The organism is Sphingomonas sp. CCH21-G11 (assembly GCF_001555965.1).
Classification (GTDB): Bacteria; Pseudomonadota; Alphaproteobacteria; order Sphingomonadales; family Sphingomonadaceae; genus Sphingomonas.
The window spans coordinates 1-18,458 of sequence record NZ_LSHX01000032.1; the positions used below are offsets into that span (position 1 = coordinate 1).

An 18,458-nucleotide genomic window follows, 5' to 3' on the forward strand; every position below is an offset into this window, starting at 1 on the left:
ATACCCGCCCCTTCGACTGCCTGCCGGGGGAGGGGCTCAGGACAGGCTTCGCCAAGCTCAGTTGCCACTCAGGATGAGCGGACACCGATAACATGTTTGCCGTCGCCCCGGGGCTTGACCCGGGGCCTCGCTGCCTGTTCCGGCGCGAGAACCAGCGGGACCCCGGGTCAAGCCCGGGGTGACGCGATGGGGGCGTGCGCCAATGATGGCGCTGTGACTGCTGCGCCGTGGACCCCGGCACGAGGCCGGGGTGACGGTTTGCGCTGATTTCCGTGGGGTTCGTCGAGTTTCGATGCAGGGCGCAAAAAACAAGATTGTTTTATCCGGATGCGCCTTGACGTGAACATTAAGGAACGAGAATGATCTTGCATCAAAAAGGAGGTGGATATGAGGCTCACATCGCTAATTTTATCTGGTTTGGCTTTAAGCGCTCCCATCCCTGCTTTTGCTCAAGATGCGGGAGCAAATGCAGCTGCCTATGCCGAGTCGGTTTGTAACGACGGAGGCTATTTTCTCTTGGGATACATTTCGTACGAATATTGCTTCGGAGGCGAGTTCGCGAAGTATATCGAGTGGTATCCACAAGATAATGGCGGAAGCGAGCCGTCACCCGACTATGATCCTGGCGTTCCTGTAGTTCGTTGTACAGGTCGTATTGACTGCAAGGGGAGTTAAGTACTGCCCTTGCGTTTTGATAGATACGATCTATCGCTGTCGACTGCATGCCTGATATAACGGTGCCCGGGCCGATATAGGCTAAACTAAGAAGTCTGCCCTTTTATGTTATACGCGAACTCTGCAAGCTTACGGGCTGCTTGAGCGTTGGTTGGAAGGCATTTTGTCTTCAAATTTGCTGGGTTTGCCTGGTATTCTGGCTTTTCGAGCAAGGCTGCCGGGCCGCAGAGGGCGCTTGATCGGTTCAGAATCGTCGGATGTATGTCCTGTGGGGTTCGTCGATCCGGACAGGCCCCACCCCAGCCCCTCCCCTGAACGGGAGGGGCTTGAGCGTCGCGTGGTCAGGCGAACAGTTTGGCCCAGCCGCGCTTGGGGCGGTTCTTCCACGCGCCGCGGTGCCAGGCGTCGCTGGCGAGGAGCGGCATGACGCTGCCGGCTTCGGCAAACACCATCTGCTCGTGCACGGTCTGGACCTTGCCCCAGCTCGCCGCTTCCTGAAGCGTCGAGGACGAGCACGCGCCGTCGCGGACGTCGGCGACCGTGATCTGCACGGCGTATTTGTGCATCTCGACATCGTCGTGACCCAGGATCTCGGCGCAGACGACGGTGTCCTGGATGAAGTTCTTGGGCACGCCGCCGCCGATCATCAGCAGGCCCGATGCGCCGGCCGCGATCTTGATGTCGGTCAGCTCGCGGAAGTCGGCGATCGCGTCGAGCATCATGTAGGGCTTGCCTTCCTTCATCCGCTCGACCTGGTGCTTGACCAGGCCGAAGCCGGCGGAGGAGTCGACGAACGCCGGGCAGAAGATCGGCACGTCATGCTCATAAGCGAGCTTGACCAGGCTGTTGTCCTTCTTGCCGTGCTCGACCAGGTACTTGCCCATCGCGGCGATGAACTCGCGGCTGGAATAGCCGCGCGGCTCCAGGCTGTCGGCGATGCGACCGATGGTGTGATCGCAGTCCTGGAGCTGCTCTTCGTCGATATAGGTGTCGTAGATGCGGTCGATGTAGAGCGAGCGCAGCGTGTTGTCGTCGGGGATCTCGCGCGCCTGATAATGCTTGTGGCCGAGCCCTTCGAAGAAATCCATGTCGACGATGCTGGCCCCGGTCGCGACCACCGCGTCGACCATGTTGGAGCGCACCAGTTCGGCATAGAGGTCCATGCAGCCGCCCGCACTGGTCGAGCCGGCGATGACCAGGAAGATGGTGCAGTCGGGATCCTCGAGCATCATGTTGTAGATGCCGGTCGCGCGCGCCAAGTCGCGGCTGGTGAAGCTCATCTTGCCCATCGATTCGATGATCGGGCGCGCGTCGAAGCTGCGGATGTCGACATGCTCGACCTGATGCGAAAGCAGTTCGGCCTTGCGCTGGTCGTTGACGGGGGCGGTGAGGGTGTCGGTCATGGTCATTCCCTATCAAACAGCGTCGCCCCGGCGCAGGCCGGGGCTGCTAAGTTCGTGGCACAGCGATCGCCAACGGTCCCGGATCGGCTGGCAATCCAGGAATGGCTAACGGCCCCGGCCTTCGCCGGGGCGACGTTGATGGATCCGCGTTACAGGCTGAAGACGTTCGACGCCACCATCGGCGCGGCTTCATCCTCGACGTAAAGGCTGGTCATCGGCTCGTCGTCGACGACCACCGTGTCGCCGGCACCGAAGCCGTTGAACGCGGTGCGCATCGCCGCGCCATACGCGCCGAGCATGCCGACCTCCAGATAGTCGCCGGCGCGCACGTCGGCGGGCAGCATGAACGGACCCGTCATGTGATCGAGATCGTCACAGGTGGGCCCGTAGAAGCTGAACGCCATGTCGCGCGCATTCGAATCCGGCTCGCGCAGCAGACGAACGGGGAAGCGCCAGCCGAGATGCGCCGCATCGAACAACGCGCCATAGGCGCCGTCGTTGATGTAGAGCTCGTCCCCGCGGCGCTGTTCGACGCGCACGACGATCGAGCTGTATTCGGCGCACAGCGCACGGCCCGGTTCCGCCCACAATTCCGCCGAGTAGCTGATCGGCAGGCTTTCAAAGGCGCGGTGGATGGTCGCGAAATAGCGGTCGAGCGGCGGCGGCTCCATGCCCGGATAGCTCGACGGGAAGCCCCCGCCGACATCGACCACGTCGACGGTGACGCCGGCATCGACGATCGCGATGCGCACACGCTCCATCGCGTTGGCATAGGCCTCCGGGCTCATCGCCTGGCTGCCGACATGGAAGCAGATGCCGAGCGCGTCCGCCGCCTGGCGCGCGGCCATCAGCAGCACGCGGGTGTCGCCCTGGCCGACGCCGAACTTCGACGCGAGGCTGAGCTTCGAATGGTCGGACGACACGCGCAGCCGGACGCACAGCGTGAGGTCGGTCGCGACGTGGCCGGCTTCATCGGTGGTCGCGCGGACGATCTTGTCCAGCTCCTCGATCGAATCGAGCGAGAAGACGCGCACGCCATGCGTGAAATAGGCTTCGCGAATCGCCTCGGGCGCCTTGACCGGGTGCATGAAGCACAGGGTCGCCTCGGGCGCGACGCCCGCGACCAGACGCACCTCACCGATCGACGCGACGTCGAAATGGGTGATGCCGGCATCGAACAGGATGCGGATCAGGTCGGGCGACGGGTTCGCCTTCACCGCATACATCGATCGGCCCGGAAACTTCTCGACGAAGTAACGGGCCGCACGACGGGCGGCGTGCGGGCGAACAAGCGTGACCGGCTGAACCGGTGCACGATTTGCGATGTCGATGCCGCGAACGGCAATCGAATGGGGAATCGCTAACCCCAGCGCGCTATGGTGCTTGGCCAATTCAAGGGACCTCCAATTGCCTTTCGGCATACGGTGACAAAAAGCTGCCTTGCGGTTGGAAGTCCCATGGGGCAGCGGAAGCGCCACATAGGGTTGACCCGGGGGTGTGTAAAGCGTTTTTGGACCCCGGAACGCCAGCCGAGGATCATTTGTGACGACTTTGCGACAGCCCACCCGCGCAGGGGTCCGCGACGCGGCGGCCAAGCTGGCGGCGGTGGTCCCGCCGACCCCGATCTTCGTCCATGAAATCAAGGGCGTGGCCGTCACGTTCAAGGCCGAATCGCTGCAGCCGATGGGGGCGTTCAAGCTGCGCGGCGCATGGCACCGGCTGACCGCGATCGAACCCGCGCAGCGCGCCCGCGGGGTCGTCGCCTTCTCCTCGGGCAATCATGCCCAGGGCGTCGCCTGGGCCGCGCGCCGGCTGGGCATGCCGGCTGTGATCGTGATGCCCGCCGATGCGCCGCGCGTGAAGCGCGAGTCGACGCTGGCGATGGGGGCCGAAGTGGTCGATTACGATCGCGCGACCGAAAGCCGCGAGAAGATCGCCGCGCACCTGGCCCATTCGCGCGGTGCGGTGCTGGTGCCGAGCTTCGACGATCCGTGGGTGATCGAGGGACAGGGCAGCGCGGGGATCGAGGCGGCGGAACAGATGCGCGCGATGGGCCTGGGCCTGCCCGCGCATGTCGTCACGCCATGCGGCGGCGGCGGGCTGGCGGCCGGGCTGGCGCTCGCGCTGCCCGACGCGCGGGTGACCGTGGTCGAGCCCGAAGGATGGGACGACATGCGCCGTTCGCTCGACGCGGGCTGGATCGAGCCGGTCGGGGCGGATGCCCCGCCGACCGCGTGCGATTCGCTCCAGACCAAGGAAGTCAGCCCGCTGACGTTCGAGGTGCTGGCCCGGCGCGGCGCGACCGGCGTCGCCGTCAGCGAAATGCAGGTCCGCGAAGCGCAACGTTGGGCAGCGCGCCACCTGCGGCTGGTGGTCGAGCCGGGTGGCGCGGTCGCGCTCGCCGCGCTGCTCGGCGGACAGGTCCCGGTCGAGCCGGGGATGCTGGTGATCCTGTCGGGCGGCAACGTCGATCCCGATGCCTATGCCGGGGTGCTGGCGGGCGAAATCATGCAGCGCGCGCACGAGACGATTTGACGGTCGTCAAAGCGGTACGGCCGCGCCGACGCTAGGCCGCTTCCAACAAGAGGAGGCGTCCCATGACCCAGCACCATCCCAAAGCCGTCTTTGCCCAGGCCGACCTGATCGTCGCGCCGCCCCAGCCGCAGGTGCCGCCGGTCCCCGATCGGGCACAGCGCAGCTTTGACCTGCACCCGGCGATCTTTGCCGGCATCTTCGGATGCTTTGCGGCCTATCTCGGCATCATGGGCGCGACCTTCATGGGGCCGGAGCTGGTGATCCCGTTCGCCATTTTCGGCGTGTTCCTGGTGATGTTCTTCGCGCTGCCGATCTGCTGGGCGCGCGTCACCGGCGACAAACCGGGCACGCCGCAGGGCTGGCACGATTTCATGCGCGAAGGCGTGATGACCGGCAGCGGCCACGCGACCGCCGGCGCGGCGCTGGCGCAGATTTTCACCCTGTTGCTGTTGATGGTCGGTTGGGGCGTCGCCGTCGCGGTGATCGTGGCGACGTTGTAAAAACGGGACGGCGTGCAGCAACCCGCGCTGCATGCGACGCCGGGCGGCTGGCCATCAACCCAGGCCAGCCGCCCGGTGCAACATGCCGACATCGCAAATGACCAGGTGCCGCAAACCGTCACGGCGGACGATGCCTTCGGCTTCGAGCGCGCCGATCTGGCGGCTGATCGTCTCGATCGTGGTGCCGAGCAGTGCGGCAATGTCGCCACGCCCGAGCGGCAGTTCGAGCCGCAGGCCGTTATCTGCCGGACCGTCGCAATGCTGATCGACGAGCAGGCACAGCAGTCCCGCCAGCCGTGCGCGCGCATCGTTGCGCCCGATCAGCTCGATCAGCGCGTGCGACTGGGCCAGCTGATCGGTCGTCGCGGCGAGCACGCGCGCCATAAACCCGGAATGCGCGTGCATTTCGCGCTCGACATCGCTGCGCGCGAACAGGCAGAGTTCGACATCGGTCAGCGCGATGGCGCTGCTGTCGAGCGTCGGCGCGAACAGCCGGGCGAGGAAGCCGGCGGGATAGACCAGCCCGAGCATCCGTTCGGTCCCCTGCGCGTCGATGCGCGCGAGCTTGAGCGTGCCGCTGACCAATGTCGCGCAGGCGATGCTGTCATCCCCGGCCGCGAATATCGTCCGCCCGCGCGCAAAGCGCCGCCGCCGGCCCAGCCGCGCCAGGTCGCGGCGCTCCGCTTCGCCCATCCCCGCGCAGACCGCGATGTCGCGGACCGGGCATTCGGCGCAGTGCAACGGGTCGTGTTCGGCCATGCGGGGGTGTTAGGACTGGCCGGTCGATGCGGCAATGGCTTCGCAAGCGGGGCGGGCTCGGCTAGTCGTGAGCCCGACGCCAAGCAATCGACAGGAACGACGCGCGATGAACGAGTTGCCCGCTGTCGCATCCGCCGCGCTGGCGGTGATGATGATCGCCGTCTTTGCGCTGACGATCGGTGCGGTGGTGCTGATCCGGCGCGGCGACTGGCGCAAGGGCGGGCTGATGCTTGCGGCGGCGGCGGTGATGCTGGGCAATGTGCTGATCTGGACGGTGTGACGAGGCGGGCACCGGCACGGGCGAAGCCCGTGCCGTCGGTCGGCGCGTTGCGCCGCCGGCCGTGATCGTCGCCGAGATGCGGATTAGCTTCTGCTAATCCGCTGCGACGATCAACGAATCGGCGAGTTCGGATCCAGCCGCATGTCGAGATATTTGTCCACGCTGCCCATCAGCTGATCCATTTCATGTTCAAAGAAATGGTTGGCGCCGGGGATGGTGTCGTGGTGGATGGTGATGTGCTTTTGCGTGCGCAGCTTGTCGACCAGCTTCTGCGTCGCGCTGGGCGTCACGACTTCGTCGGCGTCGCCCTGGATGATGATGCCCGAGCTGGGGCAGGGCGCGAGGAAGGTGAAGTCGTACATGTTGGCCGGCGGCGCGATCGAGATGAAGCCGCGGATTTCGGGCCGGCGCATCAGCAGCTGCATGCCGATCCATGCGCCGAAGCTGAAGCCCGCGACCCAGGTGGTCTGCGCCTCCGGGTGAAAGCTCTGCACCCAGTCGAGCGCGGCGGCGGCGTCCGACAGCTCGCCGATGCCGTTGTCGAACACGCCCTGGCTCTTGCCGACGCCGCGGAAGTTGAAGCGCAGCGTGGCGAAACCGCGGCGCTGGAACGTCTTGTAGAGATCCTGGACGATGCGGTTGTTCATCGTGCCCCCCGACTGGGGATGCGGGTGCAGGATCATCGCGACGGGCGCGCGCGGACGCGGGGCGGGCGCGAAACGGCCCTCGAGACGACCTTCGGGACCGGGGAAAATGACTTCGGGCATGGGGCTGGACGCTGACCTGTCTTGCAAGCGGGAACCGCGCTGGCGCGGATGGATTGCACGGCTATATAGACGCCAGGCGCAGCCGCGCAATCATTGGAGCCGAAGTTGAGCGATCGTCGATATTTCGATCATGCGGCGACCACGCCAATGGTGCCGGCGGCGCGCGACGCGGTGATCGCCGCGATCGGCGACTGGGCCAACCCGTCCTCTCCCCATGGCGAAGGCCGCGCCGCGCGCGCCGCGATCGAGGCGGCACGGGTTGCGATCGCGCGCGGCTATGGCTGGCCGGGCGAGGTGATCTTCACCAGCGGCGCGACCGAGGCGATCGCGATCGGTATCGGCCGGGCACAGGTCGCCAGCCGGATGGTCGGCGCGACCGAGCATGACGCGGTGCTGCGCGTCGCGGGCGATGCGGTGCGGCTGCGCGTCGACCCCGATGGCGAGATCGACCTGGACGTGCTGACCGAGGAACTGGCGCGCGCCACCGCGCCGGCGCTGGTGTGCGTGCAATGGGGCAACAGCGAGACCGGGGTGTTGCAGCCGATCGCGGCGATCGCCGAGCGCGTGAAGGCGGCGGGCGGCGTCCTGTTCGTCGATGCGGCGCAGATGCCGGCGCATTGGGACGACGGCGACCGGCCGCAGGACCATGCCGACCTGATCGCGGTGTCGGCGCACAAGCGCGGCGGGCCGCCCGGGGTCGGCGCGCTGCTGGTGCGCGACCTGGCGCAGCTGCTGCCGAGCGGCGGGCAGGAGCGCGGCTATCGCGGGGGAACCGAGAATGTGCCGGGCGCGGTGGGGTTCGCGGCGGCGCTGGAGGCGCCGGAGGACCTCGACACGCTGGCCGAGCTGCGCGAGCGGATGGAGGACGCGATTGTCGAGGCGGGCGGCGAGGTGATCGCCGAGGAAGCGCGGCGCAGCCCGCTGGTCGGCGCGTACCGGATGCCGGGGGCGAAGGCGGCGGTGCAGCTGATCCGATTCGACGTGGCGGGGTTTGCGGTGTCGGCGGGCAGCGCGTGCTCGTCAGGCAGCATGCGGCCCAGCCATGTGCTGGCGCATATGGGCATCGACGCCGACCTGGCGGACGAGGTGATCCGGATCAGCTTCGGCCGGTCGACGACCGCCGAGGATGTCGATGCGCTGGTCGCGACGTGGATGACGATCGCCGAGGAGATCGCGCACGGCCCGACCGCGGGCGAGATGATCGCGTGACCTATCTCGACTATCAGGCGACGACACCGCTCGCGCCCGAGGCGCTGGCGGCGATGCTGCCGTGGCTCGCGCAGCAGCACGCCAACCCGCATTCCGCGCACGCACCCGGCCGGGCGGCGAAGGCGGCGGTCGAGGCGGCGCGCGCCGACATCGCCGCGCTGTTGCCGCCGGGCGGCACGGTGAGCTTCACCAGCGGCGCGACCGAGGCGCTCAACTGGGCGATCAAGGGGGTCGGGCCGGGGGGCGTCGTCACCTGGGCGAGCGAGCATGCCGCGGTGCTGGACACGGTGCACGCGGCCGGCGCGGGCACGACGGTCCTGGGCGTCGGCGCGGACGGGCGCATCGACCTGAAGCTCGCGCGCGCGATGATCGAGCCGGGCACCGCCCTGGTTGCCGCGATGCTGGTCAACAACGAGATCGGCACGATCCAGCCGATCGCCGAGCTGGCGGGAATCGCGCATGACGCGGGCGCGCTGTTCCTGTGCGACGCGGTGCAGGGCTTTGGCCGGATTGCGGTGCCGGAGGGGCCCGACCTGATCGCGATTTCGGCGCACAAGATTCATGGGCCGAAGGGCATCGGCGCGCTGTGGGTGCGCGACGGCGTGGAGCTCGCGCCGCTAATGCATGGCGGCGGGCAGGAAAAGGCCGGACGGTCGGGCACCTTGTCGCCGGCATTGTGCGCGGGGTTCGGCGCGGCGGCACGGCTGGCGCGCACGCAGATGGACGCGGACGCGGCGCATGTCGCGCGGCTGGCGGAGATGGCGCTGGCGCGGCTGGGGCCGGAATGGGTGCTCAACGGGTCACGCGACCATCGTTATCGCGGGAACCTCAATCTGCGGCGCGCGGGGCTCGACGTCGCGCGGCTGATGAGCGAGCTGCGCGACATCGCGTTTTCGGCCGGGTCGGCGTGCGCCAGCGGATCGGGCCGGGCGAGCCATGTGCTGCGCGCGATCGGGCTGAGCGAAGGCGAGGCACGCGCGTCGATCCGCCTGGGCTTTGGCCGATACACGACGGAGGAGGAAATGATGGCCGCGATCGACCGGATCGACAGCGCCGCGCGCGCCCAGCGGGTGGCGGCATGATCCGCGTGCGCTTTGTCAGCGCCGACGGCGGCGCGGTGCGCGAGGTCAGCGCCGAGCCGGGCGCGGTGCTGCTCGACGTGGCCCAGGCCGACGGCCAGCCGCTGGAGGGGACATGCGAGGGCCAGATGGCCTGTTCGACGTGCCACGTGCTGATCGCGGCGGAGGATTTCGACCGCCTGCCGCCCGCGCGCGAGGAAGAGGAGGACATGCTCGACCTGGCGGTCGGCGCGACGCGGCACAGCCGGCTGGCGTGCCAGATTATGCTCGACGCGACGATGGACGGGATGACGGTGCGGATGCCGCCCGCGCACCGCAACATGCAGGGGCGCTAGGGCATGGCGGAGGTTTCACGCCGCGCGGTCGTCGCCGCCGGAATCGGTGCGGGTGCCGCGATGCTGCTGCCGCGCGCGCTGCACGCGCAGGCGCGCGACATGCTGGGCGACATTACGGCGGAGATCGGCGGGCGGCTGGGCGTATCGGTGTTCGACACCGGGCGCGGCTGGCGGCTGGGGATCGACCCGGACACGCGCTATCCGCTGTGTTCGACCTTCAAGCTGCCGCTGGCCGCCGCGATCCTGGCGCGCGCGGACATGAGCCAGCTGCCGCTTAATCGGATGATCCGCTATTCGGAGGCCGACCTGCTCGATTACGCGCCGGCGGTGCGCGCCAACCTGGCGGCGGGGCAGATGAGCGTGCTCGAGCTGTGCGAGGCGGCGGTCGTGCTGAGCGACAACAGCGCGGCCAACCTGTTGCTGCCCCAGATCGGCGGGCCGGCGGGGCTGACGCGCTTTTTCCGCGCGCATGGCGACCGGCTGAGCCGGCTCGACCGCGACGAGCCGACGCTCAACATCTTTCGCCGCGAGGACCCGCGCGACACCACCACGCCGCTGGCGATGACGATGCTGATGGAGCGGCTGTTGATCGGCGAGGCGCTCCAGCCGGTATCGCGCGGGCGGCTGATCGAGTGGATGGTGGCGAGCCAGACCGGCGCGAAGCGGCTGCGCGCCGGATTGCCCAAGGGCTGGCGGACGGGTGACAAGACCGGGACGAGCGGCGCGGGCCAGTATAACGACATCGCCATCACCTGGCCGCCGGGCGGGCGCAAGCCGATCCTGATCGCGGTCTATATCGACGCGCCGGGGCTCGCGGCGGAACGCGCCGACGCGGCGATGGCGCGGATCGGCGGGCTGGTGGGCGACGTGTTCGGGCGCGGGTGAGCCGCCGTCCGCGCGAACCTTGCGTCGCGGGGCGGCTTGGCCCATATGGCGCGCGGGAGTCGGGCGGACGGGATCGTCGCCAACCCGGTCAGGTCCGGAAGGAAGCAGCCGTAACGATTTCGTCCCGGGTCGTTCCGGCTCCCACCTCCGCTTCATTTCATCGCCTCCCAAACCGCTATCTCGGCGTCGCCCCGGCCTTGCGCCCGGTTTTCGCTTCGTCGCGCCGGAACAGGCAGCGGGACCCCGGCGCAAGGCCGGGGTGACGGTTGGGGTCGGGTGGGTTCGACTTGCGTGCCGGGTGCTTCCGGGCGCGGGATGCGGCCCGGCGCACGCAGGGGTTTTCGGTCGCAGGGCCAGGCGGCGTGGTGGACCCCGGCACAAGGCCGGGGTGACGACGAGCACGTGGCGGTAATCGGTTTGAGTGGCCCGTCAGATCCCTGCGATCAACAATGGGCGGTCCCCTTCGACACGCTCGCTGCGACCGGCTAGGACGGAAGGGCCATGGAAGACGGATTCGATCTGGGCGAGCCGCCCCAGCCCAAAAAGGCCGAGGCCTATCGCGTGCTCGCGCGCAAATACCGGCCGCAGACGTTCAGCGCGCTGATCGGCCAGGACGCGATGGTCACGACGCTGGCCAACGCGATCAAGCGCGACCGGCTGGCGCACGCCTTCCTGCTGACCGGGGTGCGCGGGGTCGGCAAGACATCGACCGCGCGGCTGATCGCCAAGGCGCTGAACTGCATCGGGCCGGACGGGCAGGGCGGGCCGACGATCGATCCGTGCGGGGTGTGCGAGCCGTGCCGCGCCATCGCCGAGGGGCGCCATATCGACGTGATCGAGATGGACGCCGCGAGCAATCGCGGCATCGACGACGTGCGCGAGATTGTGGAGGGGGTGCGCTATGCTGCTGTCAGCGCGCGGTACAAGATTCACATCATCGACGAAGTTCACATGTTCACCAAGGAAGCGTTCAACGCGATCCTGAAGACTCTGGAAGAGCCGCCGGCGCATGTGAAGTTTCTGTTCGCGACGACCGAGGTGAACAAGGTCCCGGTGACGGTGCTGTCGCGATGCCAGCGGTTCGACCTGCGCCGCATCCCGGCCGAATTGCTGGCCGCGCATTTCACCGAGATCGCGCGCGCCGAGGGGTTCGAGGCCGAGCCCGAGGCACTCGCGCTGATCGCGCGCGCGGCGGAGGGGTCAGCGCGCGACGGGCTGTCGATCCTGGACCAGGCGATCGCGCACGCCGACATGGACGGCAGCGGCGTGCGCGCCGACGCGGTGCGCGCGATGCTGGGCCTGTCCGATCGCGGCGCGATCCGGACGCTGTTCGAACGCGTCATCACCGGCGATGCGGCGGGTGCGCTGGCGGGCCTGCGCGATCAATATGATCTGGGCGTCGACCCGGTCGCGGTGCTGCGCACGCTGCTGGAGACGGTGCACGCGGTCACGCTGACCCGGATCGGCGCGGACCTGGGCGCGGGCGTGTCGCGCGAGGAGCGCGCGGCGTTCGAGGGCTGGGCGGAGAAGCTGTCCTTTCCGGCGCTGCACCGGCTGTGGCAGCTGTTGCTGCGCGGCCATGACGAGGTGGCGCACGCCGCCATGCCGATCGAGGCGTGCGAGATGGCGCTGCTGCGCGTCATCCATGCCGCATCTTTGCCCGATCCGGGCGAGCTGGCACGTCAGTTGGCGGCCGGCGGGCCGGTAGCGGTGTCCGCCCCGGCACCCGTGGCGGCGAGTCCCGAGCCGGCCCCGGCAGCGGCCCTGCCCCAGTCGGTTGTAGAAATCGCCGAGCTGCTGGGGCGGCACAATCGCCATCATCTGGAGGCGCAGGTGCGCAACCTGGTGCGGCCGATCCGCTGCGCGCCGCCCGCGCTGGAGATCAGCGGCGCCCGGCCCTTGCCGGCCGAGTTCAGCCGCGACCTGGCGGCCGCGCTGCGCGAGCTGACCGGGACGGCGTGGACGATCACGGTCGGGCGCGAGGAGGGCAGCGCGACGCTGCGCGAGCTGGAGGAGCGGCGTCAGGTCGACGAAAAGGCGGCGGTGCTGGCATCCCCCGTGGTCGCCGCCGCGTTTGAAGCATTTCCGGATGCCGAACTGATCGGCTGGACCAACACCAAACGGAGTGGCTGAGATGAAGAATCTCGATGAAATCATGGCGATGGCGCAGAATGTCCAGAACGAGCTGCAGAAGGCGCAGGCCAATCTGGACACGATCGAGGTCGAGGGGGTCGCGGGCGGCGGCATGGTCAAGGTGCGCGCCAGCGCCAAGGGCCGGGTGATCGGCGTCGACATCGACGAGTCGCTGTTGCAGCCGTCGGAAAAGAACATGGTCGAGGATCTGATCGCCGCCGCGTTCAACGACGCGCGCGCCAAGGCCGATGCGGCATCCGCCACCGAAATGTCGAAGATGACCAGCGGCCTGCCGCTGCCGCCGGGGTTCAAGCTGCCGTTCTGAGACGGTTTTCGATCAAGCCGGTCCTTTCAAGCCCCTCCCCTGAAGGGAAGGGATGAGCCGGATTGATCGACCGCGGTTCCGAACCGTCGTTGCCTACTCGGCTCAGTGCTGGGGGCCGTACTGCCCCTCGATCTGGCGGAGGCATTCGGCCAGCGACCGTTCGGCGGCGGGTGTGAAGCGTTCGCCGGTGCAGGCCAGCGCGGTCATGCGATCGATGCGGAACATGCGGAAATCGGCGCGTGTCTCGCACCAGCCGACCATCGTCCAGACCTTGCCCCAGAACCACAGCCCGAGCGGATGGACGCGCCGCGACGTCGCCACCTCATTGCGGTCGCGATAGTCGAAACGCAGGATGTCGAGCGTGTCGATCGCGCGCTGGATCAGATCGATCAGGTCGCGCACATCCTGGGCCAGACCCATGGGCGGCGCGAAGACGCTGGTCCGTGCGACGCGGCTGCGATCTGCCTCGGGCATGACAAGTTCGATCTTCACCAGGGCCTCGGTCGCGGCGCGCGCCATGTCGATGCCGCCCCAGGACCGGACCATCCGGATGCCGGCGACGAGCGCCGCCACCTCGTCGCGCGAGAACATCAGCGGCGGCAGGTCGTAGCCGCTGCGCAGGATATAGCCGACACCGGGCTCGCCATCGATCGGGACCCCGGTGCTCTTCAGGTCGGCGACGTCGCGATAGATCGTCCGTTCGGACACTTCGAGCCGGTCGGCGAGCGTCGCCGCGGTGACGAGCCGACCGCCGCGCAGATACTGGACGATCTGAAACAGGCGGTCGGCGCGTCGCATCAGCGCTTGTACCGGAACAGCCCCAGGCTGTTGCCCTCGCTGTCGATCGCGTAGAAGAACGCGCCGCTCGGGATGTCGATCACCTCCGACACCACCTCGCCGCCGCCGCGCCGGACGCGGTCCATCGCGTCGCTCAGATCATCGGTGACGGCGAAGTGCGCGGTCATCCCCGCGCCATGCTGCGCAGGGGTGCCGGGATAGAGATGGCCGACGGGGTGACCTTCCGCGCCATGCGGGAACATCCAGACGGGGTTGGGGCCTTGGTCGTCATGGATGAGCGGGGCACCGAACAGGGTCTGATAGAAGTTGCAGGCTCTTTGTGCGTCCGCAACCGGAATCTCGGTGAAGACGATCGCGACGGGCGTGGCATCGGGCATGGGTCCGTTTCCTTTCATGTTGGCGATCGGGTCTTGCCACAGCGGTCCTGACAGCGTTCTGTCAGCAGTCTCCTCGACGCCGGCCGGACGTTGGATCTGCTCACCCGTGCGGTCGCGCCATTGCGGGGGCGGAACCCCTAACCTGTGCTTTCGTTAAAGCAGCGGAACAGGTTTGAGGGAGTTTGCCACGATGAGCACGGAACAGATTGATACGGTCAGCACCACCGCGCCGGGCACCCAGCCGCACACCACGATCATCGAGCGCCGCAGCAGCGGCTTCGGATCGGTGCTGATCGGGCTGGCGCTGCTGATCGGCGTCGTACTGCTCGCCTATTTCCTGGTGCTGCGCGAGAATAATGAAGCGGTCGAGACCCGTGCGGTGACCGAGGCGGCACAAGCGGTCGGCGAAGGCGCGCAGAAGGTCGGCGACGCGGCAGAGAAGGCGGGCGACAAGCTGTCGGGCGAGTGACGTTGCGCGAGCGGGTGACCGTAGCCTGAAAATGCAAACGGACACGCCAATAGGTACGCCGTCAATAGCCTTGCAAACCTTGCCTGCCTGCTCGGGACGCCATTGCGGTTGTTCGCTATGTAGCTACTATTCCCATCCGTGAGATCATGGCTCCTTCCAATGATGTGCGCCGTCGCAGGGTTGGCATGCGGATGCTCTTTTACGGAGGGCGCGCAGCACGAGTGGGATTATGGAGCTGACCCGCCGGTTGAACCGGAGAATCAGACTTCTGGAACGTGGCATGATTGGGCGACGAGTGCTTGGCCGAAGGCGTGTCAGAACGTCAGAAGGGAATATGTTTGGGGAAAGGTGTCCCGCCAAGGTCGTTCTTGCGAGTTAACCGAGGTCAGCGGTTATGTGCCGGTCATGCACATGAGAGCCAAGGGCACCTTACGGGCGGAAAACGGACGAGTTTATCGGGTTGCGTGGACATGGGACGAACTCCAAGTTGGTGATCCAGCCGAGATCTGCGCCAATAGCCCGGTTGACGAGTCAAAACGTCTCTATGTTCTTGTTCGCTCCCGATCCGAGCAAATGTGGGGAATGTCGTTTGCAGAGACTGAGGAAGTTCCCAATTTAGATCGCGATTCGGTTGAAAAAACCTGTGCCGATCTGAATAGGTATCTAGCTATCCCCACTGTCGTAGGTAGCCGCTAGCGACTCAACGGCCATCGCTACGTTCATGCAAAGGAAACGGCCAGATCGAGATGGTTGGATCGCCGCCAAACCCTACCTCAAACACCCATCCAGCCCGTCGTCGCGCACGACGTTCATCCGTGCGGCGATCGAGTTGCCGTAGCGGCGGGTGAAGCCGCGGGGCGAGATGCCGGCGCGCTTCTTGGGGAGCGGCAGGACGGCGGCGATCTGGGCGGCTTCGCGTTTGGTGAGGCTGGTCGCGCCGTGCTTGAAATAGCGGCGTGCGCCCGCGTCGACGCCATAGGTGCCGATGCCGGTCTCCGCCACGTTCAGATAGACTTCCATGATCCGGCGCTTGCCCCAGACGCCCTCGATCAGCAGGGTGAACCAGGCCTCCAGCCCTTTGCGGAAGAAGCCGCCATTCTGCCACAGGAACACGTTCTTCGCGGTCTGCTGGCTGATCGTCGATCCGCCGCGGATGCGACCGCCCTTGGCATTGCGCAGCGCGGCGGCGGCGATCGCCTTGTAATCGAAGCCGCCATGCGCGCAGAAATTGGCATCTTCGCCCGCGATCACCGCGCGCGGCATGTCGGGGTCGATGCGGTCGAGCGCGACCCAGTTCTTGGTCGCGCCATGCCCCGCGATCACGTCGCTGAGCATCGTCAGCGTGATCGGCGGCGGCACGAAGCGATAGAGCAGGACGAGCAGCACCGACACCAGGACGAAGCCGAAGACCAGCCGGCCGAGCCAGCCGGCGATGCGCCGCCCGATCGAGCGGCGCGGCCGTTTTGCCCGACGCGCTGCACGCATGGCGGCGACTCCGTCCATGTCCAGTTCGCGCAAGGGGACCGCCCCCGCGCCCGATCCGCCCCGATCCGTCATCGCGGCGTGGTGATGCCCGATCAGCCGGCGGTCAGCAACCGCTTCTCGCCCGCCAGCCGCATCATCGCCTTTTGCAGCTTCTCGAACGCGCGCACCTCGATCTGGCGGACGCGCTCACGCGACACGCCGTAGACCTGGCTCAATTCCTCGAGCGTCTTGGGATCGTCGGTCAGCCGGCGCTCGGTCAGGATGTAGCGTTCGCGCTCGTTCAAATTCTCCATCGCCTCGACCAGCATGTCGTGGCGGACATCGGCCTCCTGCGCGTCGGCGACGCGTTCGTCCTGAAGCGGCGCATCGTCGGCCAGCCAGTCCTGCCACTGGCTTTCCGAATCGTCGCGCATCGGCACGTTTAACGACGTGTCGCCGCCCATCGACATGCGCCGGTTCATGCTGGTGACCTCTTCTTCGGTCACCCCCAGATCCTTGGCGATCTTGGCGAGGTGTTCGGGCGTCAGGTCGCCGTCCTCGAACGCGTCGAGCTTGGCCTTCATGCGGCGCAGGTTGAAGAACAGCTTCTTCTGGGCGGCGGTGGTGCCCATCTTCACCAGGCTCCACGAGCGCAGGATGAATTCCTGGATGCTCGCGCGGATCCACCACATCGCATAGGTGGCGAGGCGGAAGCCGCGATCGGGCTCGAACTTCTTCACGCCCTGCATCAGACCGATATTCCCTTCGGAAATCAGCTCGCTGACCGGCAGGCCATAGCCGCGATAACCCATCGCGATCTTGGCCACGAGGCGCAGGTGCGAGGTGACGAGCTGGGCCGCGGCCTCCGGATCGCCATGCTCCTGAAAACGCTTGGCGAGCATATATTCCTGCTCGGGCGCCAGGATCGGGAATTTCTTGATCTCGGCCAGATAGCGGTTGAGGCTCGCCTCGCCGCCGAGCGCGGGGATCGTCGCGGGGACGTTGCTGCCGGTTGCCATGATCGTGTCTCCCTTCCCGGAACCGCGTGTGCGGCCCCGCATATTCATACGAGAAGCTTATCGAACAGTTCCTGCATGTCAGCAGGCAGTTCGCTATCGAACGCCAAAGCGTTACTTGTCAGGGGGTGGATGAACCCCAGCCGCGCTGCGTGCAAGGCCTGGCGACGGAAACCCAGCGTTTCGAGCAATCCGCGCTGGTTTCCCCGATTTCGCGCATAGACCGGATCCCCCAGCAGCGGGTGGCCGATCGATGCCATGTGGACGCGCACCTGATGCGTGCGGCCGGTTTCCAGCCGGCATTCGACGAAGCTGGCGTCGCGCAGCGGCCGGAGCAGCCGGTAATGGGTGACGGCGCGCTTGCCGCCCGACACGATCGCGACCTTCTTGCGGTCGTGCGGCGACCGGGCGAGCGGCGCGTCGATCGTGCCGCTGGCCGGCATGACCCGCCCGGCGGCGATCGCCTTGTAACGGCGGTCGATGCTGTGCGCCTTGAACTGGCGGGCCAGCCCCTCATGCGCGCGATCATGCTTGGCCGCGACCATCAGGCCCGACGTGTCCTTGTCGATCCGATGGACGATGCCGGGGCGCGCGACGCCGCCGATGCCCGACAATTGCCCCGCGCAGTGGTGAAGCAGCGCGTTGACCAGGGTGCCGTCGAGGTTGCCCGCGGCAGGATGAACGACCAGCCCGGCCGGCTTGTCGATGACGATCAGATGCTCGTCCTCGAACACCACATTCAGGTCGATCGCCTGCGCCACATTGTGCGCGGGCGTCGGTGCCGGCACCTCGACCCGGAACAGCGCGCCGGCCACCGCCTTGCGCGCCGGGTCGCGCGCGGGCGTCCCATGGGCATCGACGACGCGACCGGCGGCGATCAGCGTCTTCAGCCGCTCGCGCGAAAGGGTGGGGACGGCGTCCGCCAATGCCCGGTCGAGCCGCCAGCCATTGGCCGCCGCGTCGATCCGTGCTTCGATGGTAGAAATCCCTGAATCCATTTTTCATCTAGATGGGCGCAATGGCGGTTTTTTCAACACGGGTGATCGACCATGTCGCCCGCGCGGCGCGCGCCGATCCGCAGGTCGAGATCTGCGGGCTGCTGCTCGGGCGTGACGACCATGTCACCGAGGCGGTGGTCGCGCGCAACGTCGCCGACGACCCCGCCGCGCGGTTCGAGATCGACCCCGCGATGCTGATCGCGGCGCATCGCGATGCGCGGGCGGGCGGTCCGGAGGTGGTCGGCTGGTTCCATTCGCATCCGCGCGGCGACAACCGGCCGTCGGCGACCGACGCGGCGATGGCGCAACCCGATGGCCGGCTGTGGCTGATCCTGGGCGGGCCGCCCGACCATGCCCCGGCATTGTGGCGCGCGGTGCGCGACGGGCCGGTGCACGGCCGCTTCGAGCCGGTGGCGCTGCGCACTGACCCGCAGGCCGCATAGCTTGCGCG

General features: G+C 67.4%; 20 protein-coding genes and 1 other RNA gene. 12 read left to right on the plus strand and 9 right to left on the minus strand.

From position 1 onward, the window contains the following. Positions 1-1,016: 1,016 nt before the first annotated feature. Positions 1,017-2,078, minus strand: a complete 1,062-nt coding sequence (locus AX676_RS08215) for a 1,9-bis(guanidino)-5-aza-nonane synthase (RefSeq protein ID WP_066480246.1) — start codon at positions 2,076-2,078, stop codon at positions 1,017-1,019. A gap of 149 nt (positions 2,079-2,227) precedes the next feature. Beyond that, positions 2,228-3,469: a decarboxylase gene (locus AX676_RS08220; protein ID WP_066480091.1), complete on the minus strand. Its 1,242-nt coding sequence runs from the start codon at positions 3,467-3,469 to the stop codon at positions 2,228-2,230. Between the two features lie 151 nt (positions 3,470-3,620). Here AX676_RS08220 and AX676_RS08225 point away from each other — a divergent pair, with 151 nt between their 5' ends. Next, positions 3,621-4,613: a threonine ammonia-lyase gene (locus AX676_RS08225; RefSeq protein ID WP_066480089.1), complete on the plus strand. Its 993-nt coding sequence runs from the start codon at positions 3,621-3,623 to the stop codon at positions 4,611-4,613. A gap of 62 nt (positions 4,614-4,675) precedes the next feature. Beyond that, positions 4,676-5,113, plus strand: a complete 438-nt coding sequence (locus AX676_RS08230) for a hypothetical protein (protein ID WP_066480087.1) — start codon at positions 4,676-4,678, stop codon at positions 5,111-5,113. Positions 5,114-5,167: 54 nt separating this feature from the next. Here the strand turns inward: AX676_RS08230 and AX676_RS08235 are convergent, their stop codons facing one another. Next, positions 5,168-5,872, minus strand: a complete 705-nt coding sequence (locus tag AX676_RS08235; RefSeq protein ID WP_066480085.1) for a Crp/Fnr family transcriptional regulator — start codon at positions 5,870-5,872, stop codon at positions 5,168-5,170. A 106-nt stretch (positions 5,873-5,978) separates the two neighbouring features. Between AX676_RS08235 and AX676_RS18050 the strand changes: the two genes are divergently transcribed. Further along, on the plus strand, positions 5,979-6,152 hold the full coding sequence (locus AX676_RS18050) for a hypothetical protein (protein ID WP_197417173.1): 174 nt from the start codon (positions 5,979-5,981) through the stop codon (positions 6,150-6,152). A gap of 110 nt (positions 6,153-6,262) precedes the next feature. Here AX676_RS18050 and AX676_RS08240 read toward each other — a convergent pair whose 3' ends face one another. Next, on the minus strand, positions 6,263-6,919 hold the full coding sequence (locus tag AX676_RS08240; protein WP_066480083.1) for an alpha/beta hydrolase: 657 nt from the start codon (positions 6,917-6,919) through the stop codon (positions 6,263-6,265). 105 nt (positions 6,920-7,024) lie between these two features. On the opposite strand from AX676_RS08240, the gene AX676_RS08245 reads away from it, so the two are divergent. The 7 genes from AX676_RS08245 (at position 7,025) to AX676_RS08275 (ending at position 12,885) form a co-directional block, all read left to right on the plus strand. Next, on the plus strand, positions 7,025-8,128 hold the full coding sequence (locus AX676_RS08245) for a cysteine desulfurase family protein (RefSeq protein WP_156437736.1): 1,104 nt from the start codon (positions 7,025-7,027) through the stop codon (positions 8,126-8,128). Beyond that, complete coding sequence (locus AX676_RS08250) at positions 8,125-9,210, plus strand: cysteine desulfurase family protein (RefSeq protein WP_066480081.1); 1,086 nt, start codon at positions 8,125-8,127, stop codon at positions 9,208-9,210. The genes AX676_RS08245 and AX676_RS08250 overlap by 4 nt, the downstream gene beginning before the upstream one ends. Beyond that, positions 9,207-9,542: a 2Fe-2S iron-sulfur cluster-binding protein gene (locus AX676_RS08255; RefSeq protein WP_066480080.1), complete on the plus strand. Its 336-nt coding sequence runs from the start codon at positions 9,207-9,209 to the stop codon at positions 9,540-9,542. Before AX676_RS08250 ends, AX676_RS08255 begins: the two co-directional genes overlap by 4 nt. A gap of 3 nt (positions 9,543-9,545) precedes the next feature. Further along, entirely contained in the window at positions 9,546-10,427 is an 882-nt protein-coding gene (gene bla, locus AX676_RS08260) for a class A beta-lactamase (protein WP_082730874.1), read from the plus strand. A 51-nt stretch (positions 10,428-10,478) separates the two neighbouring features. Next, an RNA gene (gene ffs, locus AX676_RS08265) (signal recognition particle sRNA small type) lies at positions 10,479-10,576 on the plus strand. A 352-nt stretch (positions 10,577-10,928) separates the two neighbouring features. Then, complete coding sequence (locus tag AX676_RS08270; protein ID WP_066480078.1) at positions 10,929-12,560, plus strand: DNA polymerase III subunit gamma/tau; 1,632 nt, start codon at positions 10,929-10,931, stop codon at positions 12,558-12,560. Between the two features lies 1 nt (position 12,561). After that, positions 12,562-12,885 carry a YbaB/EbfC family nucleoid-associated protein gene (locus tag AX676_RS08275; protein ID WP_066480076.1) on the plus strand — a complete coding sequence of 108 codons (324 nt, stop codon included), beginning with the start codon at positions 12,562-12,564 and terminating at the stop codon, positions 12,883-12,885. 102 nt (positions 12,886-12,987) lie between these two features. On the opposite strand, the gene AX676_RS08280 is transcribed toward AX676_RS08275, so the two are convergent. After that, the gene (locus AX676_RS08280) at positions 12,988-13,683 is read right to left on the minus strand and encodes a helix-turn-helix transcriptional regulator (RefSeq protein ID WP_066480074.1); all 696 of its coding nucleotides are present in this window, start codon (positions 13,681-13,683) and stop codon (positions 12,988-12,990) included. Continuing rightward, the gene (locus tag AX676_RS08285; protein WP_066480069.1) at positions 13,683-14,060 is read right to left on the minus strand and encodes a VOC family protein; all 378 of its coding nucleotides are present in this window, start codon (positions 14,058-14,060) and stop codon (positions 13,683-13,685) included. Before AX676_RS08285 ends, AX676_RS08280 begins: the two co-directional genes overlap by 1 nt. A 190-nt stretch (positions 14,061-14,250) precedes the next feature. On the opposite strand from AX676_RS08285, the gene AX676_RS08290 reads away from it, so the two are divergent. Further along, the gene (locus AX676_RS08290; protein ID WP_066480067.1) at positions 14,251-14,529 is read left to right on the plus strand and encodes a hypothetical protein; all 279 of its coding nucleotides are present in this window, start codon (positions 14,251-14,253) and stop codon (positions 14,527-14,529) included. A 768-nt stretch (positions 14,530-15,297) separates the two neighbouring features. Here AX676_RS08290 and mtgA read toward each other — a convergent pair. The 3 genes from mtgA to AX676_RS08305 form a co-directional block, all read right to left on the minus strand. Continuing rightward, complete coding sequence (gene mtgA, locus AX676_RS08295; RefSeq protein WP_066480237.1) at positions 15,298-16,014, minus strand: monofunctional biosynthetic peptidoglycan transglycosylase; 717 nt, start codon at positions 16,012-16,014, stop codon at positions 15,298-15,300. Between the two features lie 92 nt (positions 16,015-16,106). Then, positions 16,107-17,012 (minus strand): RNA polymerase sigma factor RpoH, encoded by a 906-nt coding sequence (rpoH, locus tag AX676_RS08300; protein ID WP_066480235.1) that lies wholly within the window; start codon positions 17,010-17,012, stop codon positions 16,107-16,109. A 44-nt stretch (positions 17,013-17,056) separates the two neighbouring features. Then, entirely contained in the window at positions 17,057-18,007 is a 951-nt protein-coding gene (locus AX676_RS08305) for an RluA family pseudouridine synthase (RefSeq protein WP_066480065.1), read from the minus strand. A gap of 20 nt (positions 18,008-18,027) precedes the next feature. Here AX676_RS08305 and AX676_RS08310 point away from each other — a divergent pair, with 20 nt between their 5' ends. Further along, a complete protein-coding gene (locus AX676_RS08310) occupies positions 18,028-18,450 on the plus strand; it encodes a Mov34/MPN/PAD-1 family protein (RefSeq protein ID WP_066480064.1) in 423 nt (140 codons plus the stop codon). The last annotated feature ends 8 nt before the right edge of the window (positions 18,451-18,458 follow it).